The 24,733-nt window shown below is 61.4% G+C and carries 26 protein-coding genes; 14 read left to right on the top strand and 12 right to left on the bottom strand.

The window, feature by feature from the left end; all coding sequences use genetic code 11:
• Window positions 1-22: 22 nt before the first annotated feature.
• Window positions 23-391 carry a hypothetical protein gene (locus N8H71_RS11905; RefSeq protein ID WP_262194128.1) on the bottom strand — a complete coding sequence of 123 codons (369 nt, stop codon included), beginning with the start codon at window positions 389-391 and terminating at the stop codon, window positions 23-25.
• A 223-nt stretch (window positions 392-614) separates the two neighbouring features.
• Here N8H71_RS11905 and N8H71_RS11900 point away from each other — a divergent pair, with 223 nt between their 5' ends.
• Window positions 615-1,913, top strand: a complete 1,299-nt coding sequence (locus tag N8H71_RS11900) for a serine/threonine protein kinase (protein ID WP_115077035.1) — start codon at window positions 615-617, stop codon at window positions 1,911-1,913.
• Complete coding sequence (locus N8H71_RS11895) at window positions 1,906-2,694, top strand: MlaA family lipoprotein (protein WP_262194127.1); 789 nt, start codon at window positions 1,906-1,908, stop codon at window positions 2,692-2,694. The genes N8H71_RS11900 and N8H71_RS11895 overlap by 8 nt, the downstream gene beginning before the upstream one ends.
• Window positions 2,695-2,836: 142 nt before the next feature.
• Here N8H71_RS11895 and N8H71_RS11890 read toward each other — a convergent pair whose 3' ends face one another.
• Window positions 2,837-3,751 (bottom strand): DUF808 domain-containing protein, encoded by a 915-nt coding sequence (locus tag N8H71_RS11890; RefSeq protein ID WP_262194126.1) that lies wholly within the window; start codon window positions 3,749-3,751, stop codon window positions 2,837-2,839.
• Between the two features lie 134 nt (window positions 3,752-3,885).
• Here N8H71_RS11890 and N8H71_RS11885 point away from each other — a divergent pair, with 134 nt between their 5' ends.
• Complete coding sequence (locus N8H71_RS11885) at window positions 3,886-4,491, top strand: TetR/AcrR family transcriptional regulator (protein WP_007959290.1); 606 nt, start codon at window positions 3,886-3,888, stop codon at window positions 4,489-4,491.
• 106 nt (window positions 4,492-4,597) lie between these two features.
• Here N8H71_RS11885 and N8H71_RS11880 read toward each other — a convergent pair whose 3' ends face one another.
• Window positions 4,598-5,062 carry an REP-associated tyrosine transposase gene (locus N8H71_RS11880; RefSeq protein ID WP_262194125.1) on the bottom strand — a complete coding sequence of 155 codons (465 nt, stop codon included), beginning with the start codon at window positions 5,060-5,062 and terminating at the stop codon, window positions 4,598-4,600.
• Between the two features lie 210 nt (window positions 5,063-5,272).
• Window positions 5,273-5,713 (bottom strand): GlcG/HbpS family heme-binding protein, encoded by a 441-nt coding sequence (locus N8H71_RS11875; RefSeq protein WP_007959289.1) that lies wholly within the window; start codon window positions 5,711-5,713, stop codon window positions 5,273-5,275.
• Between the two features lie 268 nt (window positions 5,714-5,981).
• Between N8H71_RS11875 and gcl the strand changes: the two genes are divergently transcribed.
• The 8 genes from gcl (at window position 5,982) to N8H71_RS11835 (ending at window position 15,581) form a co-directional block, all read left to right on the top strand.
• Complete coding sequence (gene gcl, locus N8H71_RS11870) at window positions 5,982-7,757, top strand: glyoxylate carboligase (protein WP_064378647.1); 1,776 nt, start codon at window positions 5,982-5,984, stop codon at window positions 7,755-7,757.
• Between the two features lie 137 nt (window positions 7,758-7,894).
• Window positions 7,895-8,677 (top strand): hydroxypyruvate isomerase, encoded by a 783-nt coding sequence (gene hyi / locus N8H71_RS11865; RefSeq protein WP_007959286.1) that lies wholly within the window; start codon window positions 7,895-7,897, stop codon window positions 8,675-8,677.
• A gap of 153 nt (window positions 8,678-8,830) precedes the next feature.
• Complete coding sequence (locus N8H71_RS11860; protein ID WP_064594449.1) at window positions 8,831-9,724, top strand: 2-hydroxy-3-oxopropionate reductase; 894 nt, start codon at window positions 8,831-8,833, stop codon at window positions 9,722-9,724.
• A 160-nt stretch (window positions 9,725-9,884) separates the two neighbouring features.
• On the top strand, window positions 9,885-11,159 hold the full coding sequence (locus N8H71_RS11855) for a glycerate kinase type-2 family protein (protein ID WP_114881924.1): 1,275 nt from the start codon (window positions 9,885-9,887) through the stop codon (window positions 11,157-11,159).
• Window positions 11,156-12,571 carry a pyruvate kinase gene (gene pyk / locus N8H71_RS11850; RefSeq protein ID WP_085710519.1) on the top strand — a complete coding sequence of 472 codons (1,416 nt, stop codon included), beginning with the start codon at window positions 11,156-11,158 and terminating at the stop codon, window positions 12,569-12,571. Before N8H71_RS11855 ends, pyk begins: the two co-directional genes overlap by 4 nt.
• Before the next feature lie 145 nt (window positions 12,572-12,716).
• Window positions 12,717-13,631 (top strand): urea transporter, encoded by a 915-nt coding sequence (locus N8H71_RS11845; protein WP_262194123.1) that lies wholly within the window; start codon window positions 12,717-12,719, stop codon window positions 13,629-13,631.
• A 21-nt stretch (window positions 13,632-13,652) separates the two neighbouring features.
• Window positions 13,653-14,477 (top strand): ion transporter, encoded by an 825-nt coding sequence (locus tag N8H71_RS11840; RefSeq protein WP_262194122.1) that lies wholly within the window; start codon window positions 13,653-13,655, stop codon window positions 14,475-14,477.
• 105 nt (window positions 14,478-14,582) lie between these two features.
• Window positions 14,583-15,581: a sulfate ABC transporter substrate-binding protein gene (locus tag N8H71_RS11835; RefSeq protein ID WP_085747093.1), complete on the top strand. Its 999-nt coding sequence runs from the start codon at window positions 14,583-14,585 to the stop codon at window positions 15,579-15,581.
• Window positions 15,582-15,636: 55 nt separating this feature from the next.
• On the opposite strand, the gene N8H71_RS11830 is transcribed toward N8H71_RS11835, so the two are convergent.
• Complete coding sequence (locus tag N8H71_RS11830) at window positions 15,637-16,257, bottom strand: DUF5666 domain-containing protein (RefSeq protein ID WP_179692232.1); 621 nt, start codon at window positions 16,255-16,257, stop codon at window positions 15,637-15,639.
• Window positions 16,258-16,498: 241 nt separating this feature from the next.
• Here N8H71_RS11830 and N8H71_RS11825 point away from each other — a divergent pair, with 241 nt between their 5' ends.
• A complete protein-coding gene (locus N8H71_RS11825) occupies window positions 16,499-17,686 on the top strand; it encodes an MFS transporter (protein WP_262194121.1) in 1,188 nt (395 codons plus the stop codon).
• A 46-nt stretch (window positions 17,687-17,732) separates the two neighbouring features.
• Here N8H71_RS11825 and N8H71_RS11820 read toward each other — a convergent pair whose 3' ends face one another.
• Entirely contained in the window at window positions 17,733-18,137 is a 405-nt protein-coding gene (locus N8H71_RS11820; protein ID WP_262194119.1) for a type II toxin-antitoxin system HicB family antitoxin, read from the bottom strand.
• Window positions 18,137-18,349: a type II toxin-antitoxin system HicA family toxin gene (locus tag N8H71_RS11815; RefSeq protein ID WP_085611511.1), complete on the bottom strand. Its 213-nt coding sequence runs from the start codon at window positions 18,347-18,349 to the stop codon at window positions 18,137-18,139. The genes N8H71_RS11820 and N8H71_RS11815 overlap by 1 nt, the downstream gene beginning before the upstream one ends.
• Before the next feature lie 190 nt (window positions 18,350-18,539).
• On the opposite strand from N8H71_RS11815, the gene N8H71_RS11810 reads away from it, so the two are divergent.
• Both N8H71_RS11810 and N8H71_RS11805 read left to right on the top strand, forming a co-directional pair.
• Complete coding sequence (locus N8H71_RS11810; protein WP_262194118.1) at window positions 18,540-19,427, top strand: LysR family transcriptional regulator; 888 nt, start codon at window positions 18,540-18,542, stop codon at window positions 19,425-19,427.
• Between the two features lie 84 nt (window positions 19,428-19,511).
• Entirely contained in the window at window positions 19,512-19,979 is a 468-nt protein-coding gene (locus tag N8H71_RS11805; protein ID WP_007959254.1) for a helix-turn-helix domain-containing protein, read from the top strand.
• A gap of 131 nt (window positions 19,980-20,110) precedes the next feature.
• Here N8H71_RS11805 and N8H71_RS11800 read toward each other — a convergent pair whose 3' ends face one another.
• Genes N8H71_RS11800 through N8H71_RS11780 form a run of 5 tightly spaced genes read right to left on the bottom strand, consistent with a single transcriptional unit; the run spans window position 20,111 to window position 24,733 of the window.
• Complete coding sequence (locus tag N8H71_RS11800; RefSeq protein ID WP_085605822.1) at window positions 20,111-20,518, bottom strand: hypothetical protein; 408 nt, start codon at window positions 20,516-20,518, stop codon at window positions 20,111-20,113.
• 27 nt (window positions 20,519-20,545) lie between these two features.
• Window positions 20,546-21,748: a c-type cytochrome biogenesis protein CcmI gene (gene ccmI / locus N8H71_RS11795; protein ID WP_262194116.1), complete on the bottom strand. Its 1,203-nt coding sequence runs from the start codon at window positions 21,746-21,748 to the stop codon at window positions 20,546-20,548.
• A complete protein-coding gene (locus N8H71_RS11790) occupies window positions 21,745-22,215 on the bottom strand; it encodes a cytochrome c-type biogenesis protein (protein WP_011333089.1) in 471 nt (156 codons plus the stop codon). Before N8H71_RS11790 ends, ccmI begins: the two co-directional genes overlap by 4 nt.
• Window positions 22,212-22,748, bottom strand: coding sequence for a DsbE family thiol:disulfide interchange protein (locus N8H71_RS11785; RefSeq protein WP_262194115.1), 537 nt, complete (start codon window positions 22,746-22,748; stop codon window positions 22,212-22,214). Before N8H71_RS11785 ends, N8H71_RS11790 begins: the two co-directional genes overlap by 4 nt.
• Window positions 22,745-24,733 (bottom strand): heme lyase CcmF/NrfE family subunit, encoded by a 1,989-nt coding sequence (locus N8H71_RS11780; RefSeq protein WP_262194114.1) that lies wholly within the window; start codon window positions 24,731-24,733, stop codon window positions 22,745-22,747. The genes N8H71_RS11785 and N8H71_RS11780 overlap by 4 nt, the downstream gene beginning before the upstream one ends.

The raw sequence follows: 24,733 nt of genomic DNA, 5'->3' as shown, positions 1-24,733 counted from the left end.
GCTTGCCCGCGATGACTGACGATCAGGCCTCGCGGGATTCCCGGACCAGTCTCAACCCGGCAATCACCACCGCAAACACCGCCAGCGTCGTGTTGTACAGCGCCAGCGCCGGCAACCCGAACACCAGCGCCAGCACCGCCAGCCACCACCCTGCCCGTCCCGGCACGACAAAACCGATCACCGCAGCCGCGACCGCCGCCCAGCCCAGCATCTGGAAATGAATCATCAGGCCCAGGTTAGAGCGCACCGTGCATTCCCAGCGGCTCGCCTCATCCACGCAGATGCCCACCCACTGCGCGTCCTCCATGAAGCCATAACGTGCGCCATAACTGGCGGCCAGCCACAGCGGCAACAGAACGAGCAGCAGAATCACGGGCAAACGGCGGGACATGGAACACTCCAATCGATGAAATCGGCGGCCAGCTTAATCTGCCGCCGCGCATACGCAAGGGCTAACAACTCTTAACTGGTCATTCATTCCGTGCAAAGTGTATCGTCCGGCTACTATTACTCCGAATTCCGTCAGTTTGGTGCCGTGACATGGCACTTTGGCGCAAACCCGGTGGTCATAGCCTGCGAACTTCATTCGGCACCTTCCTCTAAGGGATCTAGTCATGCTCCGTTCCTTGCGCTTCGCCGCCCTGTTTGGCGGCCTTATTCTGAGTGCGTCCGCGCTGGCGGTGGATATCGACGCCGCCAGCTATGGCTATCCCCTGACCAATCCGTTCGAGGCGACCATCGCCACCACGCCGCCGGACTTGCGCCCTGAACTGCCACTGGACGACGACATCGATCAGACCGATCGCAGCGTCACCCTGCGCCCCGAGCGCGAATTCATCCTGCCGGACAATTTCTGGCCGGTGAAAAAACTGACTTACCGCATCGCCACCCAGGACAAGGCCGCACCGCTGATCTTCCTGATCGCCGGCACCGGCGCGCGCTACGACAGCACCCTCAACGAATACCTGAAGAAGCTTTATTACAAGGCCGGCTACCACGTGGTGCAGCTGTCATCGCCGACCAGCTTCGATTTCATGAGCGCCGCCTCGCGTTTCGCCACCCCCGGCGTGACCAAGGAAGACGCCGAAGACATGTACCGGGTGATGCAGGCCGTGCGGGCGCAGAACCCGAAACTGCCGGTCACCGACTATTACCTCAGCGGCTACAGCCTCGGTGCGCTGGACGCAGCGTTCGTCGCCCATCTGGACGAAACCCGTCGCAGCTTCAACTTCAAGAAAGTCCTGCTGCTGAATCCGCCGGTCAACCTCTACACCTCGATCACCAACCTCGACAAGCTGGTGCAGACCGAGGTCAAGGGCATCAACAACAGCACCACGTTCTATGAACTGGTACTGAACAAACTGACCCGCTACTTCCAGCAAAAGGGCTACATCGACCTCAACGATGCACTGCTCTACGACTTCCAGCAGTCCAAGCAGCACCTGAGCAACGAGCAGATGGCGATGCTGATCGGCACTTCGTTCCGCTTCTCGGCGGCGGATATCGCGTTCACCTCGGACCTGATCAACCGTCGCGGCCTGATCACTCCGCCGAAATTCCCGATCACCGAAGGCACCAGCCTCACGCCGTTCCTCAAGCGTGCGCTGCAATGCGACTTCGACTGCTACCTCACCGAACAGGTGATTCCGATGTGGCGCGCCCGCACCGACGGCGGCAGCCTGCTGCAACTGATCGATCAGGTGAGCCTGTATGCGCTGAAAGATTACCTGCACGACAGCCCGAAAATCGCCGTCATGCACAACGCCGACGACGTGATCCTCGGCCCGGGCGACCTCGGTTTCCTGCGCCGCACCTTCGGCGATCGCCTGACCGTTTACCCGCTGGGCGGCCATTGCGGCAACCTTAACTACCGCGTCAACAGCGACGCCATGCTGGAGTTCTTCCGTGGCTAAATATCTCCTGCTGATTGCAGCGCTCCTCAGTGCAGGTATGGCCCAGGCCGACAACAGCAAAGCCAATGCACCGGTGGTCATCGACAGCGACGGTTTCAAGGAGCCGCTGTCCAAACTCAAGTTCAACCCGGGGCTGGATCAGCGCGAGTTCGAACGCTCGACCCTCAGCGCGCTGAACGTCTATGACCCGCTGGAAGAGTGGAACCGCCGCGTCTACCACTTCAACTACCGCTTCGACCAATGGGTGTTCCTGCCGGTGGTCGATGGCTATCGCTACATCACCCCGAGCTTCGTGCGCACCGGCGTGAGCAACTTCTTCAACAACATTGGCGATGTACCGAACCTGGTCAACAGCCTGTTGCAGTTCAAGGGCAAACGCTCGATGGAAACCACTGCGCGCCTGCTGCTCAACACCACCATCGGCATCGCCGGGCTGTGGGATCCGGCCACCGCCATGGGCCTGCCGCGCCAGAGCGAAGACTTCGGCCAGACCCTGGGCTTCTATGGCGTACCGGGCGGTGCTTACTTCGTGCTGCCGATCCTCGGCCCGTCGAACCTGCGCGACACCGCAGGCCTGGCCGTGGACTACACCGCCGAGTCCGCAATCAACTTCCTCAATGTCTCGGAAGTCAGCTCCAACCACCCGGAACTGTGGGTACTGCGTGGCGTCGACAAGCGTTACCAGACCAGCTTCCGTTACGGTCAGCTGAACTCACCGTTCGAGTACGAGAAGGTGCGCTACGTCTACACCGAGTCGCGCAAGTTGCAGATCGCCGAGTAATTTCGGTACACACAAAACAATGTGGGAGCGAGCTTGCTCGCGATGGCGTAGTGTCAGTCGATCAAGATATTGACTGAATTTCCGCCTTCGTCGGATCGCCGCCCGGAGCAAGCTCGCTCCCACAGTTGTTAGGTGTTGCTGATTAGTTTTTCAGGGCTTTCCAGACTTTGCCAATCACGGACACGCCCGCCAGCACCACCGCACCCGCGATGATCCCCGCCACGCCGTTCAACAGCATCGGCACCACAAACCCGGCGCCACCGGCCGCTGCGCCAACGCTTTCGATCCAGTGATGCACCACCGGTACGCCGTGGGTCAGGATGCCGCCACCGACCAGGAACATTGCGGCCGTGCCGATCACCGACAGGCCTTTCATCATGTACGGCGCCGCACGCAGGATGCCGTTGCCGATACGTTTCGCCGCAGCGCCAGGCTTCTGAGTCAACCACAGACCGAGGTCATCGAGCTTGACGATGCCGGCCACCAGGCCGTAAACGCCCACGGTCATGACAATGGCGATACCCGACATCACGATCACTTGCTGGGTCAGCGAAGCATCGGCCACGGTGCCGAGGGTGATGGCGATGATTTCCGCAGAAAGGATGAAGTCGGTGCGGATCGCGCCCTTGATCTTGTCCTTCTCGTACGCCACCAGATCGGTTGCCGGATCAGCCACGGCTTCAACCAACTGTGCGTGCTCGGCCTCGTCTTCGGCCTTGCTGTGCAGGAACTTGTGCGCGAGTTTTTCGAAACCTTCGAAACACAGGTAGGCGCCACCGACCATCAACAGCGGCGTAACCAGCCACGGTACGAACGCACTGATCGCCAGCGCCGACGGCACCAGGATCAGTTTGTTGACGAACGAACCCTTGGCCACCGCCCAAACGACGGGGATTTCCCGCTCCGCGCGTACGCCGGAGACCTGCTGGGCATTGAGCGCCAAGTCGTCGCCGAGCACGCCGGCGGTCTTCTTGGCAGCCATTTTGGTCATCAACGCAACGTCGTCCAGAACGGTGGCGATGTCGTCGATCAGCACCAGCAAACTGCTTCCTGCCATGAATCTTGTTTCCTTATGTGAATAATGCCGCGCAGCATACCGCGACTGCAGGCCACACGGGGCATTGTTGAGCGCCGCGCGAGGCCGGTGCTACCATGCGCAACCGCCAGAACAGGCAAGGAACCACCGGGTTTATGAGCACAATCCGCGAGCGCAACAAAGAACTGATCCTGCGTGCAGCCAGTGAAGAGTTTGCCGACAAGGGCTTCGCTGCGACCAAAACCAGCGACATCGCCGCCAAGGCAGGACTGCCCAAGCCCAACGTCTATTACTACTTCAAGTCCAAGGAAAACCTCTACCGCGAGGTGCTGGAAAGTATCATCGTGCCGATCCTGCAGGCCTCAACCCCGTTCAATCCGGACGGCGTACCGAGCGAAGTGCTGAGCGGCTACATCCGCTCGAAGATCCGCATCTCCCGCGACCTGCCCTTCGCCTCCAAGGTGTTCGCCAGCGAAATCATGCACGGCGCCCCGCACCTGAGCGCCGACCTGGTCGAGCAGCTCAACGGCCAGGCCAAGCACAACATCGACTGCATCCAGACCTGGATCGACCGCGGCCAGATCGCCCCGATCGACCCCAACCACCTGATGTTCAGCATCTGGGCCGCAACCCAGACCTACGCCGACTTCGACTGGCAGATCTCCGCCGTCACCGGCAAGGACAAGCTCGACGAAGCCGACTATGAAGCCGCAGCACAAACTATCATCCGGTTGGTGCTCAAGGGCTGCGAACCGGACTGAAAGACTGCGGTGCCCCTTCGCGAGCAAGCTCGCTCCCACACTGGATCTGTGGCGTTCACAAATCTTCTGTGGGAGCGAGCTTGCTCGCGAACGGGGCGACTCAGTCTTACCGACAGGCCCAGACCGCATCCCACAACGGGTACTGAGCCAGCTTTTTCACCAAACCGGCCCGCAATGGGTTGGCCACCACATACCGCGCCATTTTCACCAAATCCTCGTCCCGCCGCAGCGCATGATCATGAAACCCGGGCTGCCAAATACTTCCGCTTCTCCCGGCGCTTAGATTCACAGCCCGCGCACTCAAGGACTTGGTTTTCTGCATTAGCTCACGGAACGATCCCTGCTTCAGATTGATCAACCAGTGCAGGTGATCAGGCATGACCGCCCAGGCTAATGAATCAACCAAGCCTTGCTCCTGAGCACGTTGAAACTGATCGGCGACCAATCGTCCCAACATGTAGTCCCTGAAAACAGGAGCACGTTTCAACGTATTGGCAGTCAGCAGATAAATGCGATTGGGCTCGTCATAACGCCCCAAGCGCAGTCGATGTGAAGCTGATGATTTTGGCATTCCGTTGCCCTTTCAATAGAAGATTTGAAAGGTTAGATCCGCGAACAGAATTAGACTGCGGATGACTTTGGCAGGATGTGTCTGTTGAATCGCCTTCGCGAGCAAGCTCGCTCCCACAGTGGGCTTGCTGTGTTAGACATTTTGTGTCCGACACTTCGAATCAGTGGGGAGCGAGCCAGCCAGCAATGGCGTCAGTTCAATCGCCGCAAATCACGCAGCCACCCCCGCATCCGCCCGCAGGTCCAGGGCCTCCACGGCCTTGATTGCCACCTGCTCATCGATGTCCGACAGATCGCCGCTGATGCCGATCGCACCCAGCACGTTCCCCGCCTGATCACGAATCAACACACCACCCGGTGCCGGCACGACGCTGCCCTGCCCCATGCTGTTGAGGGCGGCGATGAACGCCGGGCGTTGTTGCGCGTCCAGCGCCAGCAGGCGTGAGCCCTTGCCCAGGGCGATGGCGCCCCAGGCTTTGCCGATGGCGATGTTCGGGCGCAGCAGGCTGGCGCCGTCTTCGCGTTGCAAGGTGACCAGATGGCCGCCGGTATCCAGTACCGCGATGGTCAGCGGCGCAGCGGAGATGGCCCGCCCTGCGCTGATGGCTTCGTTGACCAGCTTGACTGCGACTTTCAAGGTTAAAGCGCTCATGGTGCCGTCCTCATTTTGTTATTGGGAAAGTCGTTGGGCTGCGCTTTTCTGCCGCAGCCCGATGCAACAAATAGAACACAATGAATTATTTTTTTGTATACAATAATTCTCGAAAAGCGCTGCATGCGACGAAAAGCCACAGCAGAACAGGCTTCCGACGAATGAAACAGCCGCTTGAGAAAATGGATTGACCTGCGCCGTCCGCCGTGAATACACTCTGCGCAAAGCCACTTGTATACAATTACAAAACGTAAAGAGGCACAAAACCATGAGCAAAATGAGAGCAATCGAAGCCGCCGTTCTGGTGATGCGCCGTGAAGGGGTTGATACCGCTTTTGGCATTCCAGGCGCTGCAATCAATCCGCTGTACTCCGCCCTGCAGAAAGTCGGTGGCATCGATCACGTCCTCGCTCGCCACGTTGAAGGCGCCTCGCACATGGCCGAGGGCTACACCCGCACCAAGGCCGGCAACATCGGCGTGTGCATCGGTACTTCCGGCCCGGCCGGTACCGACATGGTCACCGGTCTGTACAGCGCCTCCGCGGATTCGATCCCGATCCTCTGCATCACCGGCCAGGCACCCCGCGCCCGTATGCACAAGGAAGACTTCCAGGCCGTCGACATCACCAGCATCGTCAAGCCGGTGACCAAGTGGGCGACCACCGTTCTGGAGCCGGGCCAGGTGCCTTACGCCTTCCAGAAAGCCTTCTACGAAATGCGTTCCGGCCGTCCGGGCCCGGTGCTGATCGACCTGCCGTTCGACGTGCAGATGGCTGAAATCGAATTCGACATCGACGCCTACCAGCCACTGCCGCTGGCCAAGCCGAGCGCCACCCGCGTGCAAGTCGAAAAAGCCCTGGCGATGCTGGACCAGGCCGAGCGTCCATTGCTGGTGGCCGGCGGTGGCATCATCAACGCCGACGCCAGCGAGCTGCTGGTCGAGTTCGCCGAACTGACCGGTATTCCAGTGATCCCGACCCTGATGGGCTGGGGCACCATTCCGGACGATCACCCGCTGATGGTCGGCATGGTCGGTCTGCAGACTTCGCACCGCTACGGCAACGCCACGATGCTGAAATCCGACGTGGTACTGGGCGTCGGCAACCGTTGGGCGAACCGTCACACCGGCTCGGTCGACGTTTACACCGAGGGCCGCAAGTTCATTCACGTCGACATCGAACCGACCCAGATCGGCCGCGTATTCACCCCGGACCTGGGCATCGTTTCCGACGCCGCTGCCGCGCTGACCGTGTTCATCGAAGTCGCCCGTGAATGGCAAGCCGCCGGCAAGCTGAAAAACCGCAGTGCATGGCTGCAAGACTGCCAGCAGCGCAAAGCCAGCCTGCAACGCAAAACCCACTTCGACAACGTGCCGGTCAAGCCGCAGCGCGTTTACGAAGAAATGAACCAGGTGTTCGGCAAGGACACCTGCTACGTCAGCACCATTGGTCTGTCGCAGATTGCCGGCGCGCAGTTCCTGCACGTCTACAAGCCGCGTCACTGGATCAACTGCGGCCAGGCCGGCCCGTTGGGCTGGACCATTCCGGCAGCGCTGGGCGTGGTGAAGGCCGATCCGAACCGTAAAGTCGTGGCCCTGTCGGGGGACTATGACTTCCAGTTCATGATCGAAGAACTGGCGGTCGGCGCTCAGTTCAAACTGCCGTACATCCACGTCGTGGTGAACAACTCGTACCTGGGGCTGATCCGTCAGGCCCAGCGCGGGTTCGATATGGACTACTGCGTGCAGCTGTCCTTCGATAACCTGAACGCGCCGGAACTCAACGGTTATGGTGTCGACCACGTCGCAGTCGCCGAAGGCCTTGGCTGTAAAGCGCTGCGTGTGTTCGAACCGGCTGACATCGCCCCTGCCCTGCGCAAGGCCGAAGAGCTGATCGAAGAGTTCAAGGTGCCGGTGATCGTCGAGATCATTCTGGAGCGTGTGACCAACATCTCCATGGGGACCGAGATCAACGCCGTCAACGAATTCGAAGACCTGGCGCTGGTCGGCAACGATGCGCCTACCGCGATTTCGTTGCTCGATTAACTGCTGATCGTCACCCCTGTGGGAGCGAGCCTGCTCGCGATGAGGCCTGTACATTCAACATTGATGTTGCCTGACACACCGTCATCGCCAGCAGGCTAGCTCCCACAAGGGCCTGCACAAATTTACGGGAGACCACCATGCCGCGTTTCGCAGCCAACCTGTCCATGCTGTTCACCGAACAGGATTTCCTTGCCCGTTTCGACGCCGCCGCCAAGGCTGGCTTCAGCGGTGTCGAGTACCTGTTCCCGTACGATTTCAGCTCCGCCGAAATCAAGGCCAAACTCGACGCCAACGGTCTGACCCAAGTGCTGTTCAACCTGCCGGCCGGTGACTGGGCCAAGGGCGAGCGCGGTATCGCGTGCCTGCCGGACCGGGTCGAAGAGTTCCGCGCCGGGGTCGATCTGGCCATCGCTTACGCACAGGTTCTGGGCAACACCCAGGTCAACTGCCTGGCCGGTATCCGTCCGCAGGGCGTGGACGATGCCACTGTTGAAAAGACCTTCGTCGCCAACCTCAAGTACGCCGCCGACAAGCTGCAAGCCGTCGGCATCAAACTGGTGATGGAAGCGATCAACACCCGCGACATCCCGGGCTTCTACCTGAACAACACGGCGCAGGCCCTGTCGATTCGCGAGCAGGTCGGCAGCGCCAACCTGTTCCTGCAATACGACATCTATCACATGCAAATCATGGAAGGCGATCTGGCCCGCACCCTGCAATCGCACCTGGCCGAGATCAACCATGTGCAGCTGGCCGACAACCCGGGCCGCAACGAGCCGGGCACTGGCGAGATCAACTACCGCTTCCTGTTCGAACACCTCGATCGCATCGGTTATCAGGGCTGGGTCGGCTGCGAATACAAACCGCTGACCACCACTGAAGCGGGTCTCGGCTGGCTGAAGACCCATAACGCAATCTGATTCAGATCCCTGTGGGAGCGAGCTTGCTCGCGATAGCGGAGGGACAGTCGACATCGCTGTTGAATGTCATAGCCCCATCGCGAGCAAGCTCGCTCCCACAAAAAAAGCACTCCCCTATTTGCTTGAGCAAGACAAAAACAAGAGGATTTTCTCATGGCTAAAATCGGATTCATCGGCACCGGCATCATGGGCCACCCAATGGCGGCGAACCTGCAGAAAGCCGGTCACAGCCTGTTCCTGTCGGCGCACCACGACGCTGCCCCTGCCGACCTGGTCGCCGCTGGCGCCGTCGCTCTGGCCAACCCGCGCGAAGTGGCGCAGGAAGCTGAATTCATCATCGTCATGGTGCCGGATACCCCGCAGGTCGATGACGTGCTGTTCCGCGCCGACGGCGTCGCTGCCGGCATCGGCAAAGGCAAGGTGGTGATCGACATGAGCTCGATCTCGCCGACCGCCACCAAGGCTTTCGCCGCGAAGATCAACGAGAAAGGCGCGCAATACCTCGACGCCCCGGTGTCCGGTGGTGAAGTCGGCGCCAAGGCCGCGACCCTGAGCATCATGGTCGGTGGCGACGCCGATGCCTTCGAACGCGCACTGCCGCTGTTCCAGGCCATGGGCAAGAACATCACCCTGGTCGGCGGCAATGGCGACGGTCAGACCGCCAAGGTCGCGAACCAGATCATCGTTGCCCTGAACATTCAGGCTGTCGCCGAAGCCCTGCTGTTCGCTTCGAAAAACGGTGCCGATCCAGCCAAGGTGCGTGAAGCGCTGATGGGCGGTTTCGCCTCTTCGAAGATCCTCGAAGTGCACGGCGAGCGCATGATCAAAGGCACCTTCGATCCGGGCTTCCGCATCAGCCTGCACCAGAAGGACCTGAACCTGGCCCTGCAAGGCGCCAAGGAACTGAACATCAACCTGCCGAACACCGCCAACGCCCAGCAAGTGTTCAGCACCTGCGCGGCCATCGGTGGCAGCAACTGGGACCACTCGGCGCTGATCAAGGGCCTGGAACACATGGCCAACTTCTCGATTCGCGACAAGAAGTAAGCCCCTGCTGCGCCGCTTGAAACCTGTGGGAGCGAGCTTGCTCGCGAAGAGGGTCTGTCAGTCGACATGGACATTGACTGACCCACCGCTTTCGCGAGCAAGCTCGCTCCCACAGGACCTGTATCGCCCTTTCGAATAACAAGAATTCCGGGAGCCCGCCATGTCGGTCGATCCGCAACAACTGCTGCGCGAGCTGTTTGCCACAGCCATCGACGCGGCCCATCCGAACCAGGTCCTCGAAGCGCATCTGCCCGCCGATCGCACAGGTCGCGTGATCGTCATCGGCGCCGGCAAGGCTGCCGCTGCCATGGCGCAAGTGGTCGAGCGCTGCTGGGAAGGTGAAGTCTCGGGCCTTGTGGTGACCCGCTACGGTCACGGCGCCCCGTGCGAAAAAATCGAAGTGGTCGAAGCCGCGCACCCGGTGCCGGACGCTGCCGGTCTGGCCGTGGCCAAACGCGTGCTGGAACTGGTCAGCAACCTGACCGAAGACGACCGCGTGATCTTCCTGTTGTCCGGCGGCGGCTCTGCCCTGCTGGCGCTGCCGGCCGAAGGCATCACCCTGGCCGACAAACAATCGATCAACAAAGCCCTGCTCAAATCCGGCGCGACCATCGGCGAGATGAACTGCGTGCGCAAGCACCTCTCGGCGATCAAGGGCGGACGCCTGGGCAAAGCCTGCTGGCCGGCGACTGTTTATACCTACGCGATTTCCGATGTACCGGGCGACCTCGCCACGGTCATCGCCTCCGGTCCGACCGTGGCCGACCCGAGCACCAGCGCCGAAGCACTGGCGATCATCAAGCGTTACGGCATCGAGATTCCGGCCTCCGTGCGCACCTGGCTGCAAAGCCCGGAATCGGAGACCGTCAAACCCGGCGATCCGAGCCTGGCCCGCAGTCACTTCCAGTTGATCGCCCGCCCTCAACAATCGCTGGATGCGGCAGCGGTGAAATGCCGTCAGGCCGGTTTCAGCACGCTGATCCTCGGCGACCTGGAAGGCGAATCCCGTGAAGTGGCGAAAGTCCACGCCGGCATCGCGCGCCAGATCATTCATCACGGCCAGCCGCTGGCGGCGCCGTGCGTGATTCTCTCCGGCGGCGAAACCACGGTGACCGTGCGCGGCAATGGCCGCGGCGGGCGCAACGCCGAATTCCTTCTCAGCCTCACCGACAGCCTCAAGGGCCAGCCCGGCGTCTATGCGCTGGCCGGTGACACCGACGGCATCGACGGCTCGGAAGACAACGCCGGCGCGATCATGACCCCGGACAGCTACGCCCGCGCCGCCGCCCTGGGCCTCAGCGCCAGCGACGAGCTGGATAACAACAACGGCTACGGCTACTTCGCGGCGCTCGATGCGCTGATCGTCACCGAGCCGACCCGCACCAACGTCAACGACTTCCGCGCCATCCTGATCCTCGAGAGCTCTAAATCATGACGCCTGATAAAAAGGTCAAAATCCTCGCCACCCTCGGGCCTGCCGTCGACGGCATCGAAGACATCCGCGAGCTGGTCGAGGCCGGGGTCAATATCTTCCGACTCAACTTCAGCCACGGCGATCACGCCGACCACGCCAAGCGCTATCAGTGGATCCGCGAAGTCGAGCGCCAGCTCAACTACCCGCTCGGCATCCTGATGGACCTGCAAGGGCCGAAACTGCGGGTCGGCAAGTTCGCGGACGGCAAGGTTCAGTTGCATCGCGGTCAGGCCTTCCGCCTCGATCTGGACGCCACGCCGGGCGACGAACGCCGTGTGAACCTGCCGCACCCGGAGATCATCGCCGCGCTGGAAGCCGGGATGGATTTGCTGCTGGATGACGGCAAACTGCGTCTGCGGGTCGTCACCAAATACTCCGACGCGATCGACACCACCGTGCTCAACGGCGGCGAGCTGTCGGATCGCAAAGGCGTGAACGTGCCGCAAGCGGTGCTCGACCTGAGCCCTCTGACCACCAAGGATCGTCGCGACCTGAGCTTCGGTCTGGAACTGGGTGTGGACTGGGTCGCGCTGTCGTTCGTGCAGCGTCCGCAAGACATCATCGAGGCTCGCGAACTCATCGGCGACAAGGCATTCCTGATGGCGAAAATCGAGAAGCCGTCGGCCGTCGAGCAACTGCGCGAGATCGCCGAACTGAGCGACGCAATCATGGTTGCCCGCGGCGACCTGGGCGTGGAAGTACCGGCCGAGAGCGTGCCGCAGATCCAGAAAAACATCATCACCACCTGCCGTCAGCTCGGCAAACCGGTGGTGGTGGCGACGCAGATGCTCGAGTCGATGCGCTTCTCCCCGGCGCCGACCCGCGCCGAAGTCACTGACGTTGCCAACGCCGTGGCCGAAGGCGCCGATGCAGTGATGCTGTCGGCAGAAACCGCGTCCGGCGAATACCCGCTGGAAGCCGTGCAGATGATGAGCAAGATCATTCGCCAGGTGGAGAACGGCCCGGACTACCAGACCCAACTCGACGTCAGCCGGCCGAAAGCCGAAGCGACCGTGTCCGATGCGATCAGCTGCGCGATCCGCCGGATCAGCAACGTGCTGCCGGTGGCGGTGCTGGTCAACTACAGCGAGTCCGGCGCATCGAGTCTGCGTGCGGCGCGGGAGCGGCCGAAGGCGCCGATCCTCAACCTGACGCCGAACCTGCAGACCGCTCGACGCTTGAGTGTGGCGTGGGGCATTCACTCGGTGGTCAATGATCGCCTGCGTCAGGTGGATGAAGTGTGCTCGACCGCGCTGGAAATCGCTCAGGCTCAAGGAATGGCCGAGCGTGGCGATACGTTGCTGATCACCGCGGGTGTGCCGTTCGGGCAGCCGGGGTCGACTAATTCGCTGCGGATCGAAACATTGATTTAACGCCTCACCGGCCTCTTCGCGAGCAGGCTCGCTCCCACAGTTGATTTGTGTGCACCACAAACTCAATGACTGAACAAAGATTCAATGTGGGAGCCAGCCTGCTGGCGAAGCAGGCGACTCGGTTTCACTGACATTCAGAACTGCCATGCCTGCCAATCATTTCAACACCCACTGCCCTGACTGGGCCGAAGCGTTGCTCAACGGCTTCAGTCAAATCTTCCTCCAGCGTCATCCGCTGTGTGGGCTCCTGTGCCTTCTGGCCATTTTATTCACCGCGCCGGTGCTGTTCGCCGGCGCGCTGCTCGGCGCGGTCGCCGGATTGCTCACCGCGCAACGGCGCAACTACGCGAAGGCGGATCGCCAGGCCGGACTGTTCAGCTACAACGGCGTGCTGGTCGGCCTGTTGCTGAGCCTGTATTTCCCCTGGTCGCCGATGCTGCCGCCGCTGATTCTGGCGGCCGGTGGCCTGAGCGCGATGATCACGCAGCAGTGGCTCAAACGCGCACGCCTCACCGAGTACCTGCCCGCCTACACCGCGCCGTTCGTGCTGCTGAGCTGGGTGTTCCTGTGTTTCGCCGAGCCTTCGACGCCCGCTCCGGCGCTTGAACTGAATACCGTGAACCTGCTCGGTGCCGCCCTGAAAGGCTTCGGTCAGGTGATGTTCCTCGACCATCCGTTGGCCGGTGGATTGATCGCCACCGGTTTGCTGATCGCCGATCGCCGGGCCTTTGCCTGGGCGCTGCTGGCTTCTGTAATCGGTCTGGGTTCCAGCCTGTTGCACCACGACAGCCAGGTCGCGCTGCTGGGTCTGGGGGGTTACAACGCCGTCCTCGCCGCCCTCGCCTTCAGCGCGCAACGCCAGCAACCGTGGTTGCCGCTGTTCGGCATCGGCCTGGCGCTGCTGCTGACGCCGCTGTTCAGTGCCCTGGGTCTTGCGACTCTCACGGCACCGTTCATTCTCGCCTGCTGGTTGCTGCGCACCGGCATTCGCCTGATGCGCCAACCGGAGATCAACGTCGCGCCTTGCGCTAACGGGGAGAATCAACCTAGGCTGCGCTGATTTACCGCCAGAGCAATGTGCATGAACGGCAACAACACGTGGCGTGATCGCCTATACGTGATCATTTTCCAGACCGACACGGTGGCGGGCCGCCGTTTCGACAAGACCCTGCTGCTGATCATTCTCGCCAGTCTGGTGATCGTGATCCTCGACAGCATCGATGAAGTCCACCAGAACTACGCCAATGTGCTGGCGTACATCGAATGGGGCTTCACGATCATCTTCCTCGGCGAGTATTTGCTGCGCCTGTACTGCTCGCCCAAGCCGCTGCGCTACGCCTTCAGCTTTTACGGGCTGGTGGACTTGCTGGCGATCGTGCCGGGCATCCTCGCGCTGTATTACAGCGATGCCCAGTACCTGCTGATCATCCGGGTGATCCGGATGCTGCGGATCTTCCGTGTACTCAAACTCGGCCCTTATCTGAAGCAAGCGCATTACCTGCTCGACGCCCTGCGCGGGAGCAAGCAGAAGATCCTCGTGTTCCTGCTCAGCGTCTGCACTCTGGTCACGGTTTTCGGCACTTTGATGTACGTGGTCGAAGGCCCGGAGCATGGCTTCACCAGCATTCCCAAAGGCATCTATTGGGCTATCGTGACCCTGACCACCGTGGGTTACGGCGACATCGTGCCGAGGACCGTGCTGGGCCAGGTGATTTCGTCGCTGGTGATGGTCACCGGTTATTCGATCATCGCCGTGCCGACCGGGATTTTCACCGCTGAACTGGCCACCGCCATGCGCGGCGGTCAGCTGCAACACGACTGCCCCGTGTGCAAGAAAAGCAGCCATGAACACGAAGCATCGTTCTGCTCCCGTTGCGGCAATGCGCTGTTCAAGAAAATGGAATAAGCAAAGTTCTTTTTAATCTTTAAACGACTATGCGTGCCCCGCTATAGTCGCTGGCAAATGGCCTCACCTTTGTAAAAAACACCCCTACAGAACAAGGAATGCGCAGTGAAAAAACTCTTTGGCGCCTCACTTCTCGCCGCAGGTCTTGCCTTCGGCAGCGTGGCTCAAGCCGCACCGACCCTGCTCAACGTTTCCTACGACGTGATGCGCGATTTCTACAAGGACTACAACACTGCGTTCCAGAAACACTGGCAGGCCGAGCACAACGAAAACATCACCGTACAGATGTCTTTCGGTGGTTCGAGCAAACAGGCTCGCTCGGTCATCGACGGTTTACCGGCTGACGTCATCACCATGAACATGGCCACCGACATCAACGCCCTGGCCGACAACGGCCAACTGGTGCCGAAGGACTGGGTCACCCGCCTGCCGAACAACAGCGCGCCATTCACCTCGGCCACCGTGTTCATCGTCCGCAAGGGCAACCCGAAAGCCCTGAAAGACTGGCCTGACCTGCTCAAGGACGGCGTGCAAGTGATCGTGCCGAACCCGAAAACCTCGGGCAACGGCCGCTACACCTACCTGTCGGCCTGGGGCTACGTGCTGAAAAACGGCGGTGACGAGAACAAGGCGAAAGACTTCGTCGGCAAGTTGTTCAAGCAGGCGCCGGTGCTGGATACCGGTGGCCGCGCCGCCACCACCACGTTCATGACCAACCAGATCGGTGACGTGCTGGTGACCTTCGAAAACGAAGCTGAAATGATCGCCCGCGAGTTCGGCCGCGACCAGTTCGAAGTCATCTACCCAAGTGTCTCCGCTGAAGCCGAGCCACCGGTGTCGGTGGTCGACAAAGTGGTCGAGAAGAAAGGCTCCCGCGCCGCTGCCGAGGAATACCTGAAGTTCCTGTGGTCGCCGGAAGGTCAGGAAATCGCCGCCGCCAACTACCTGCGTCCCCGTGACCCGGCGGTATTGGCCAAGTACACCGACCGCTTCCCGAAAGTCGACTTCCTGTCGGTCGAGAAAACCTTCGGCGACTGGCGCACCGTGCAGAAGACCCACTTCAACGATGGCGGGATCTTCGACCAGATCTACTCGGGCCAGTAAGGCTTGAGCTGAAATGAAAAAGGCGACCTGAAGAGGTCGCCTTTTTTGTGGGCGGCTACATGGGCGGTTTGACGCCATCCTTGCCCGCCGAGATCGATTGCGCGGTCAGCGTGCCGTCCGCGCTCTGGGTCACGAAGGTAACGATCTTCACCCCGACTTTGAGCAGGCTGCGATCACCCGGCGTCAGGTTGACGATCGGCACATCCTCCGGCACCAGGATCTTCTGCTGGCCGCCCTTGTAGTTGACGGTCAGCACCCGGCCGTTGCTGACCACCAGATCGCCGACGCTGCCGTTGGTCATGCTGCTGCCCTTGGCCAGGTCGAACGGCCGATGGCCATCGCCGCTACCCGCCAACTCCGGCGGGAACACATGAACCTCCAACGCCTTGAGCGTGCCATCCTCCTGGGGAATGGCGGCCGAGCCGATGTAGCTGCCGGGTTTGATGTCTTCGATATTGGCCAGGGTGACCGCGCGGACCTTGGTGTCCGGGGTCAACTGGACCACCACGTTTTCACCCGTGTTGACGTGAACCTTGAGCGAGTCGGGGCTGACCCCGGTGATCTCGCCGCGCACCCCCATGCGCATGCCGGGCGCTTCGGCGGCCTGTGCGGCAGTGGCGCCGAGCAGACTGATCAGGGCAATGGTTGTGGTGTGGCGAAGCAACTGACGAAACATCGCAATCCTCCGTTGATGAACGCTGAAACCCGCTCATAACATAAGCACGCTATCGAACAAGATGTAAGTGAATGTATCATCGCCACTCAACGGTCGGACGCAAGGTTCGCCGATGAACAATGGATTGTTCGGCGCCACCTATTCCGCAACGGAATAACTGATATCGATCAGAAGCCTCTACTGCCGGCTCGGCCCGTCCCTTAGCCTCACCGCATTCCTTTTCGCTGGATCGAGAAACCCTATGACCGCCACAACTCACGCAATGACCCGAGGCATGGTGCTGCTGTTCGCTTTCTGCTGCGGCGCCATCGTTGCCAACATCTACTACGCCCAGCCGATCATCGGCCTGATCGCGCCGGACATCGGCCTGACCGACACCATGGCCAGCTTCATCGTTTCGCTGACCCAGATCGGCTATGCGCTGGGCCTGTTCTTCCTGGTGCCGCTAGCGGACCTGCTGGAAAACCGCCGCCTGATGATCGTCACCACCGTGGTGGCGATTGCCAGCCTGCTCGGCGCGGCGTTTACCGATCAACCGAATGTGTTCCTGCTGATCTCGTTGCTGGTGGGTTTCAGCTCGGTGTCGGTGCAGGTGCTGATTCCATTGGCGGCGCACCTGGCGCCGGAGGAATCCCGTGGCCGGGTGGTCGGCGGGATCATGGGCGGTTTGCTGCTGGGGATTCTGCTGGCGCGGCCGGTGTCGAGCGTGGTCGCCGACCATCTAGGCTGGCGGGCGATGTTCATGATCGCCGCAGCCTTGATGGCGGCGATCAGCGTGGTGCTGGCGTTGACCGTGCCCAAGCGCCAGCCGGATCACAGTGCCTCTTACGGCCAGTTGCTGGGTTCGTTGTGGACGCTGCTGCGCAAACAACCGGTGCTGCGTCAGCGCGCGTTTTACCAGGCCTGCATGTTCGCCACCTTCAGCCTGTTCTGGACTGCCGTGCCGCTGGAACTGGCGCGCAACCATGGCCTGTCCCAAAGTGAAATCGCGATCTTCGCCCTGGTCGGCGCCATCGGTGCCATCGCCGCCCCGATCAGCGGACGCCTGGCCGACGCCGGCCACACCCGCATCGCCTCGCTGCTGGCCATGCTGTTCGCCAGCCTGAGCTTCCTGCCCGCCTTCATCCACCCGGCCTACAGCGTGATCGGCCTGGCCGTGACCGGTGTGGTGCTCGACTTCTGCGTACAGATGAACATGGTGCTCGGCCAGCGCGCGGTCTACTCCCTCGACGCCAAAAGCCGCGGCCGCCTCAACGCGCTGTACATGACCAGCATCTTCGTCGGCGGCGCCTTCGGCTCGTCGGTGGCTAGTGCGGTGTACGAGCATGGCGGCTGGTTGTGGATCGTGATCGTTGGCAGCGCGTTCCCGCTGCTGGCGCTGGTGCGTTTTTTGAGTGCTTCGCAGAAGCCTGTTCTGGCAACGGCCTAGACTCTGAAAAGCCCTGTCGGATCGCTGATCCGACAGTGCTCGAGGCTCAATGCCGGACCAGCTTCTCCATGGCGGCATCCGCCAGAAAGGAAGAGCGGCTTTTGACGTTGTGCTCACGCACGTAGCGGTCGATCCGCTGGATGACATAGCCGGGCAACGTCACATTGACCTTTTCGGTCTTGCCCATGTAAAGCGAGATGTCCAGCTCGAGCATGCCCCAGCCCATGTCGGCAAATTCCGGGTTGTTGCGATGGGTCGCCGCCGAGGTCGGCATCGGAATCGAATCACCATCCGCCGCGATCTCCTGCAGCATGATGTGGGCAATCTCGACGGCGGCGTTGTAGGCTTCCTCAAACGTATCCCCGGCCGTTACCGCGCCGGGAATGTCAGGGATCTGAATCCCGATGGCGGTGTTCTCGTCACCCCACTCGATGCAGATTGGGTATTGCATTACGGATCTCCTCTGTAACTGGCTGGCGGGTTGTACAACCCGGCACGCCTCCTGATGCTCTTGACCGTCCCGACCGGTAAATCCTTTTTCGGATGAGGGACGGGAATCGTGTATGGGTTGTAACGGTGCGTGAAGATGTGGTGGCTGCCGGTTATCCGGTCCAGCGTCCAGCCTGCCTCCTCCAGCTCCTTGATCAATAACCTGCTCTGCACCAACCGCCTCCTTGCTTCGGCTCAACAAAAGTAACTCTAGAGTTATCTTTACTCAAGCACAGAAATTCGCAGCACGACGTTCGGTTGTTTTGCAGCATGTGATTGATGCACTGTCCCCGGGCCCGATTAAACTCAGGCGTGATCAGGCTTTCGCTGCCGCTGACCCCTCTCTTTTTTACAAGGACCGCTGATGGACCGCCTCGTCGCCATGGAAACCTTCGTCTACGTCGTGGAAACCGGCTCGTTTTCCGCCGCTGCCCGGCGGTTGAATGTCGGCCAGCCCGCCGTGTCGAAAACCATTGCCCAACTCGAAACCCGCCTCGCCGTGCGCCTGCTGTTGCGCTCGACCCGGGGCCTGACGCCGACCGAGGCCGGGCTGGCGTTTTTCGAGCGGGCCAAGCGTGCGCTCGAAGAAGCCGACGAGGCCGACAACGCTGCCCGTGGCGTGGCCGGCGGCCTGAGCGGCAATCTGCGGGTCAGCACCGCCGTGACCTTTGGACGGATGCACGTGGTGCCGCACCTGGGACCGTTCCTCGATCAGCACCCGCAACTCAATGTCGACCTGTTGCTCGACGATCAGAACATCAATCTGGTGGAAGAAGGCATCGACATCGCCCTGCGCCTGGGCCCGCTCAGTGACTCTGGCCTGACGGTCCGCAAGATCGCCGAATGCCGGCGCGTTGTGCTGGGTACTCCAGCGTACTTCGCCAGTCACGGTGAACCCGACTGCCCTGCCGACCTGACCCTACACCGCGCGGTCATCTACAACCGTGGCGGTGGAGCCACCTGGCATTTCACCAAGGCTGATGAAGAACAGTCGGTGACCGTCAACGGCCGCCTGCGCGTCAGCGCTGCCGAAGGTTTGCGCGAGGCGGTGCTGGCCCACCAAGGCCTGGCGCTGGGCTCGGAATGGATGTTCGCGCCGGAACTGGCCAGCAGTGCGGTCAAGGCGGTCATGAACGACTGGACCTTGCCGAAGCAGGAATTGTGGGCGGTGTTTCCGACGGGCAGGCTGGCCAGTGTCAAGGCGCGGGCGTTCGTTGAATATGTGCAGGGGTTGTTGGCGAAAAAACCATAAAACCCACACCCGTTTCGTTTATTGCGATTTTCGCTTATTTCGAATAACGTTCCGGCACTCCTCATTTCCAAAGCCGGACTCGCCATGTCGACCGTTATTCATCCCTCCATCAGCCTCCCTGTTGAACGCGAAGTAAAAGCCGCCATTGAAGGGCAGCGTGCCCTGGCCGCTTACCTTGCGACCCACTTCGAGACCCAGCACATCCAGATTTTCGACGAGCAGAACGAAGCTCATCGCGTCGAACTGCCCACCTCGGCCCTGCGCTTGCTGATCGACATTCTGGCGGAGCTGGCAGCCGGCAACGCGGTGCAGGTCGTACCGGTGCATGCCGAATTGACGACCCAGGAAGCCGCCGACCTGCTCAACGTCTCACGTCCACACCTCATAAAACTGCTGGAAAGCGGCGAGTTGTCCTACCACAAAACAGGCAAGCACCGACGTGTGCGTTTTGCCGATCTGATGGACTATAAGACCCGGCGCACCACCGCCAGCGAGCAGGCAATGGCGCTTCTCGCAGAGCAGGCTCAGGCGTTAAGGACAGGATACGAGTGAGGCATTCTTCTTTCACTGCTTTATATGATGCATGCGTCTTGTACCCCGCCCCTTGAGAGATTTTCTGATGTGGCTTGCCCTCTTCTTCACCCCACACAGCAAAACGGCGATCCAAAGATCGCCGTTTTTTATTACTCCCCGAACTGCTTGCCCAGTCCCGCCGGTACGCCGTGGATGTTGGTTTCTTCCCACGGGCCGTTGGGGCTGATCGAGCGGCTCCAGCCGTTGTTCCAGCGGTAGTAGGTGCGCTGGCGGTAGAAGGTGTTGGTCTGGTCGTCGAGCACGTACACGCCCAGTTTCTGGTCCCAGTGGCTGTTGCCGCCCGGTGGTGGGGCGAAGCTGGCGGAGGTGCGCGGGACCGGTTTGGCGGGTTTGGCCGGGATGCCCGGTTTGCTCGGCGTCGGGGTGGTCGACGGGGTCGGGCTGGGTTGTGACGGCGGGATCGGCGGCAGCCGCGTCGTCGGTTCCGGTCGTTGCACCGCACATGCGCTCAAGCCCAGGGCCAGTGTGAGGACTGTGATTCGGGCGATGGCGTTCATGGCGGTGCGTTTCCTGTGGTTTCCCGGTTATTTGTCCGGGCTGTCGATGGTCAGTGTCTGCGGCGCGGTGGTGCTGCTGGCCAGAGGCCGGCTGCGACCGACCCACTCTCCGGCGGTCGGCTGACCGGCACGGGAGATGCGCGCAACCAGTTGGACTTCGGGGAAGTTCGACAGTTTCAATTGCGGCATCATCGCGTCGGCATCGCCCAGTTCGACGGTCACCGGCAGATCGGCGACAGTCAGGCGCTTGGCTGCCAGCGGTGCCGGCGGGCCCGAAGTGGCGCGGGCAAAAATGAACACGCTGTCGCCCGGTTGCACCTTGGCTTTGAGTTCACTGGCCAGATCCACACGCACTTTCAACAATGCCGCCGCTTTCGCCGCCGGTGCCTGGGCGACCTTGCCGCCGCTGGCTTGCAGTTTCTCGGTTGCGCGGGTGATGCCGCCCTGCAGGGCCTCGCGGGATTTGTCCTGCGGCGGCAATTGCGCCAGCAGACGGTTCCAGTAGTCGATGGCTTCCTGATAGCGCTCGCCTTCGAACGCGGCGATGCCCAACAGGCCGAGACTGGTGACTTCTTTCGGATCGGCTTTCAGTGCTTCGTCGGTCAGGGCCTGAACCTTGTCCGACCATTTTTTGTTGTCGGCAAAGTACTGGGCCTGCGCCCACTGGCCAAGCAGTTCCGGCTGTCGACCGGCGAGATTGACGGCGCGCTCGAACATCTTCGCCGCGTCCGCCGGACGATCCTGAGCCATGTAGGTGCGACCGAGGAAATACACGCCTTCAGCCGAATCCGGTTGCGCCGCGACTGCGCGTTCCAGACGCTGGGTCATCTCTTCCATCGACTGCGGCGCCTGGGCGAACTCGCGGGTCAGTTCGACCTTGTCGCTCGCGCCAAAGTGCAGATACAGACCCAGGCCCAGTACCGGCACCAGCACGGCCGCCAGCAATGGCAACGGCTTGCCCAGACGCGAAACTCGCACCGGCGCCACACCTTCGGTATCGGCCAGCAATTCACGGGCCGCTTCGGCACGGCCGCTATCCATTTGCGCAGCATCGAGTACGCCTTCGGCCTGCTGCGATTGCAGTTCGGCGACGCGTTCCTGATACAGGGCGACGTTGAGAGCGGTTCGATCCTCTTCACGCTGGGCGCGACGTTCACGCAGGACGGGGATCAGCAGAAAACTCAGGGCGACCAGAAGCAACAGCCCTGCGGCAAGCCAGAAATCAATCATTCTTGGTTTTTATCCAACAGTTGGTCGAGGCGCTGACGCTCTTCAGGGGACAGCGATTGCGGCGTCTCGGCGCGTTGCCCGCGACGGCGGCGGACGATCACCGCGATCACGACAAAACCGCCCAGCAACAGGCCGGCCGGACCGAACCAGAGCAACGCGGTCTTGGCATTGAGCGCCGGTTTGTAGCGGACGAAATCACCGTAGCGATCGACCATGAAGTCGATGATCTGCTGATTGTCCTTGCCCTCGCCGAGCATGCGGAAAATCTCTTTACGCAGGTCGGCGGCAATCGGTGCATTGGAGTCGGCGATGTCCTGGTTCTGGCATTTTGGGCAGCGCAGTTCCTTGGTCAGCTCGCGAAAACGCTCGCGATCGCCTTCTTTGGCAAACTCGTAGGTGTCGATGGCCGCGTGGGCCACGCCGGCCAGGCTCAAGCCCAGTACCATGGCAGCTAAAAAGCGCTTCATGGCTTGGCCTCATCGACCAGCGCCTGATATTTGGCCGCCAGTTTTTCGCGCCAGACCTGCTCGTCGATCACGCCGACGTATTTGTCGCGGATGATGCCCTTGGCGTCAATGAAGAAGGTTTCCGGCGCGCCGTACACCCCAAGGTTCAGGCCCAGCGAGCCTTCGTCGTCGCGGATGTCCAGTTGATACGGGTTGTGGAACTCGGCCAGCCACTTCAACGCATCGGCGTTGGTGTCCTTGTAGTTGATGCCGTAGATCACCACGCCGCGCTCGGCGAGTTTGTTCAACACCGGGTGCTCGACCCGGCAGGAAATGCACCAGGTGCCCCAGACGTTGACCAGTGCCGGTTTGCCGAGAATGTCAGCGCGGGTCAGGGTCTTGTCGCCCTGCACCACTGGCAGGGAAAACTCCGGGAACGGCTTGTTGATCATCGCCGACGGCAACTCCGCCGGATCCAGGTACAGACCGCGATAAAGGAATACGGCCACCAGCAGGAAAATCGCCAATGGCACCAGCATCAACCAACGTCTCATGCAGCGGCTCCTTCCATGCCCAGCGCTTCACGCACCTTGGCTTTGACCTTTACTCGATAACGCCGATCCAGCGCCGCCAGCAGACCACCGAAACCGGTCAGCAGGCCGCCGAACCAGATCCAGCGCACGAACGGTTTGACGTGGACCCGCACCGCCCAGGCGCCATCGCCCAGCGGTTCGCCCAAGGCGACGTAGAGGTCGCGGGTGAAACCGGCGTCGATCCCCGCCTCGGTCATCACCGAGTTCTGTACGGTGTACAGACGTTTTTCCGGGTGCAGCACGCTGACTTCCTGACCGTTGCGGATCACCCGGACGGTGCCCTTGTCGGAGGTGAAGTTCGGGCCTTCGAAATGCTTGGCGCCTTCAAACACGAACTGATAACCGGCCAGGTCCATCGACTCGCCCGGCGCCAGGCGCAGGTCGCGTTCGGCACTGTTCTGGCTCGACAACACCACGCCCAGCGCGCAGACGGCGATACCGAGGTGGGCGATCTGCATGCCCCAGTAACTGCGGGTCAGGGTCGGCAGGCCTTTGATCAGGCCTTTGTGGCGAGCCTTGTCGAAGATGTCGCGCACACCGGCCAGCAATACCCAGGCCGCGAGCAGGAACGTCGCGATCACCGCCCAGTTGAAATCGCCGTAGGCGACACCGGCCACCACTGCCAGCGCAACGCTGCCCAGCAGCACCGGGGTCAGCATGCTGACCAGCCATTTCACCGGGGTGTCTTTCCATCGCACGATCACGCCGACCGCCATCACCAGCATCAGCAGCGCCATCAACGGAATGAACAGCGCGTTGAAGTACGGCGGGCCGACCGACAGCTTGGCGCCGCTGATCGCATCGAGAATCAGCGGATACAGCGTGCCGAGCAGGATCATCGACGCCGCCACCACCAGCACCAGGTTGTTGCCCAGCAGCAGGGTTTCTCGTGACCACAGGTTGAAGCCGACCTGGCTCTTGACCACCGGGGCGCGCAAGGCAAACAGGGTCAGCGAACCACCGACCACGAACAGCAGGAAGATCAGGATGAACACGCCACGCTCGGGATCCGAGGCAAACGCGTGCACCGAGGTCAGCACACCGGAACGCACCAGGAAAGTACCGAGCAGGCTCAGGGAGAACGCGGCAATCGCCAGCAACACCGTCCAGCTCTTGAACACGCCACGTTTCTCGGTGACTGCCAGCGAGTGAATCAGCGCCGTGCCCACCAGCCAAGGCATGAAGGAGGCGTTTTCCACCGGGTCCCAGAACCACCAGCCGCCCCAGCCGAGCTCGTAGTAGGCCCACCACGAACCGAGGGTGATGCCGATGCCGAGGAAGGCCCAGGCGACGATGGTCCACGGACGCGACCAGCGTGCCCACGCGGCATCGAGACGACCACCGAGCAACGCGGCGATGGCGAACGCGAACGCCACCGAGAAACCGACGTAGCCCATGTAGAGCATCGGCGGATGGACGATCAGGCCGATGTCCTGCAGCAACGGATTGAGGTCACGACCGTCGGCCGGGATTTGCGGCAGGATCCGCGAAAACGGGTTGGAGGTCAGAATCAGGAACAGCAGAAAACCGGTGCTGATCATGCCCATCACTGCCAACACGCGAGCGAGCATCACTTGCGGCAACTGCCGGGAGAACACCGACACCGCGAAGGTCCAGCCACCGAGGATCAACGCCCACAGCAGCAGCGACCCTTCGTGGGCGCCCCACACCGCGCTGAACTTGTAGTACCACGGCAACGCGCTGTTGGAGTTCATCGCGACGTAAGCCACGGAGAAGTCGTCGGTCATGAACGCATAGGTCAGGCAACCGAAGGCGAACAGCAGGAACGCGAACTGCCCCCACGCCGCCGGCTGCGCCAGGCCCATCCATAGACGGTCGCCGCGCCAGGCGCCAAGCAACGGCACCACGGCCTGTACCAGCGCAAAACACAGCGCGAGGATCATGGCCAGATGGCCGAGCTCGGGAATGAATATGGTGGATGTCAT

This window comes from Pseudomonas koreensis (assembly GCF_025447595.1).
Classification (GTDB): Bacteria; Pseudomonadota; Gammaproteobacteria; order Pseudomonadales; family Pseudomonadaceae; genus Aquipseudomonas; species Aquipseudomonas koreensis_H.
Note: the sequence above shows the minus strand (reverse complement) of the source record. Positions and strands in the feature narration are given on the sequence as shown.

Coding starts and splice junctions, on each gene's coding strand:
- N8H71_RS11905 (WP_262194128.1), bottom strand. CDS start 391: ATGTCCCGCCGTTTGCCCGTGATTCTGCTGCTCGTTCTGTTGCCGCTG.
- N8H71_RS11900 (WP_115077035.1), top strand. CDS start 615: ATGCTCCGTTCCTTGCGCTTCGCCGCCCTGTTTGGCGGCCTTATTCTG.
- N8H71_RS11890 (WP_262194126.1), bottom strand. CDS start 3,751: ATGGCAGGAAGCAGTTTGCTGGTGCTGATCGACGACATCGCCACCGTT.
- N8H71_RS11885 (WP_007959290.1), top strand. CDS start 3,886: ATGAGCACAATCCGCGAGCGCAACAAAGAACTGATCCTGCGTGCAGCC.
- N8H71_RS11880 (WP_262194125.1), bottom strand. CDS start 5,062: ATGCCAAAATCATCAGCTTCACATCGACTGCGCTTGGGGCGTTATGAC.
- N8H71_RS11875 (WP_007959289.1), bottom strand. CDS start 5,713: ATGAGCGCTTTAACCTTGAAAGTCGCAGTCAAGCTGGTCAACGAAGCC.
- gcl (WP_064378647.1), top strand. CDS start 5,982: ATGAGCAAAATGAGAGCAATCGAAGCCGCCGTTCTGGTGATGCGCCGT.
- hyi (WP_007959286.1), top strand. CDS start 7,895: ATGCCGCGTTTCGCAGCCAACCTGTCCATGCTGTTCACCGAACAGGAT.
- N8H71_RS11860 (WP_064594449.1), top strand. CDS start 8,831: ATGGCTAAAATCGGATTCATCGGCACCGGCATCATGGGCCACCCAATG.
- N8H71_RS11855 (WP_114881924.1), top strand. CDS start 9,885: ATGTCGGTCGATCCGCAACAACTGCTGCGCGAGCTGTTTGCCACAGCC.
- pyk (WP_085710519.1), top strand. CDS start 11,156: ATGACGCCTGATAAAAAGGTCAAAATCCTCGCCACCCTCGGGCCTGCC.
- N8H71_RS11845 (WP_262194123.1), top strand. CDS start 12,717: ATGCCTGCCAATCATTTCAACACCCACTGCCCTGACTGGGCCGAAGCG.
- N8H71_RS11840 (WP_262194122.1), top strand. CDS start 13,653: ATGAACGGCAACAACACGTGGCGTGATCGCCTATACGTGATCATTTTC.
- N8H71_RS11830 (WP_179692232.1), bottom strand. CDS start 16,257: ATGTTTCGTCAGTTGCTTCGCCACACCACAACCATTGCCCTGATCAGT.
- N8H71_RS11825 (WP_262194121.1), top strand. CDS start 16,499: ATGACCGCCACAACTCACGCAATGACCCGAGGCATGGTGCTGCTGTTC.
- N8H71_RS11820 (WP_262194119.1), bottom strand. CDS start 18,137: ATGCAATACCCAATCTGCATCGAGTGGGGTGACGAGAACACCGCCATC.
- N8H71_RS11810 (WP_262194118.1), top strand. CDS start 18,540: ATGGACCGCCTCGTCGCCATGGAAACCTTCGTCTACGTCGTGGAAACC.
- N8H71_RS11805 (WP_007959254.1), top strand. CDS start 19,512: ATGTCGACCGTTATTCATCCCTCCATCAGCCTCCCTGTTGAACGCGAA.
- N8H71_RS11800 (WP_085605822.1), bottom strand. CDS start 20,518: ATGAACGCCATCGCCCGAATCACAGTCCTCACACTGGCCCTGGGCTTG.
- ccmI (WP_262194116.1), bottom strand. CDS start 21,748: ATGATTGATTTCTGGCTTGCCGCAGGGCTGTTGCTTCTGGTCGCCCTG.
- N8H71_RS11790 (WP_011333089.1), bottom strand. CDS start 22,215: ATGAAGCGCTTTTTAGCTGCCATGGTACTGGGCTTGAGCCTGGCCGGC.
- N8H71_RS11785 (WP_262194115.1), bottom strand. CDS start 22,748: ATGAGACGTTGGTTGATGCTGGTGCCATTGGCGATTTTCCTGCTGGTG.
- N8H71_RS11780 (WP_262194114.1), bottom strand. CDS start 24,733: ATGACATCCACCATATTCATTCCCGAGCTCGGCCATCTGGCCATGATC.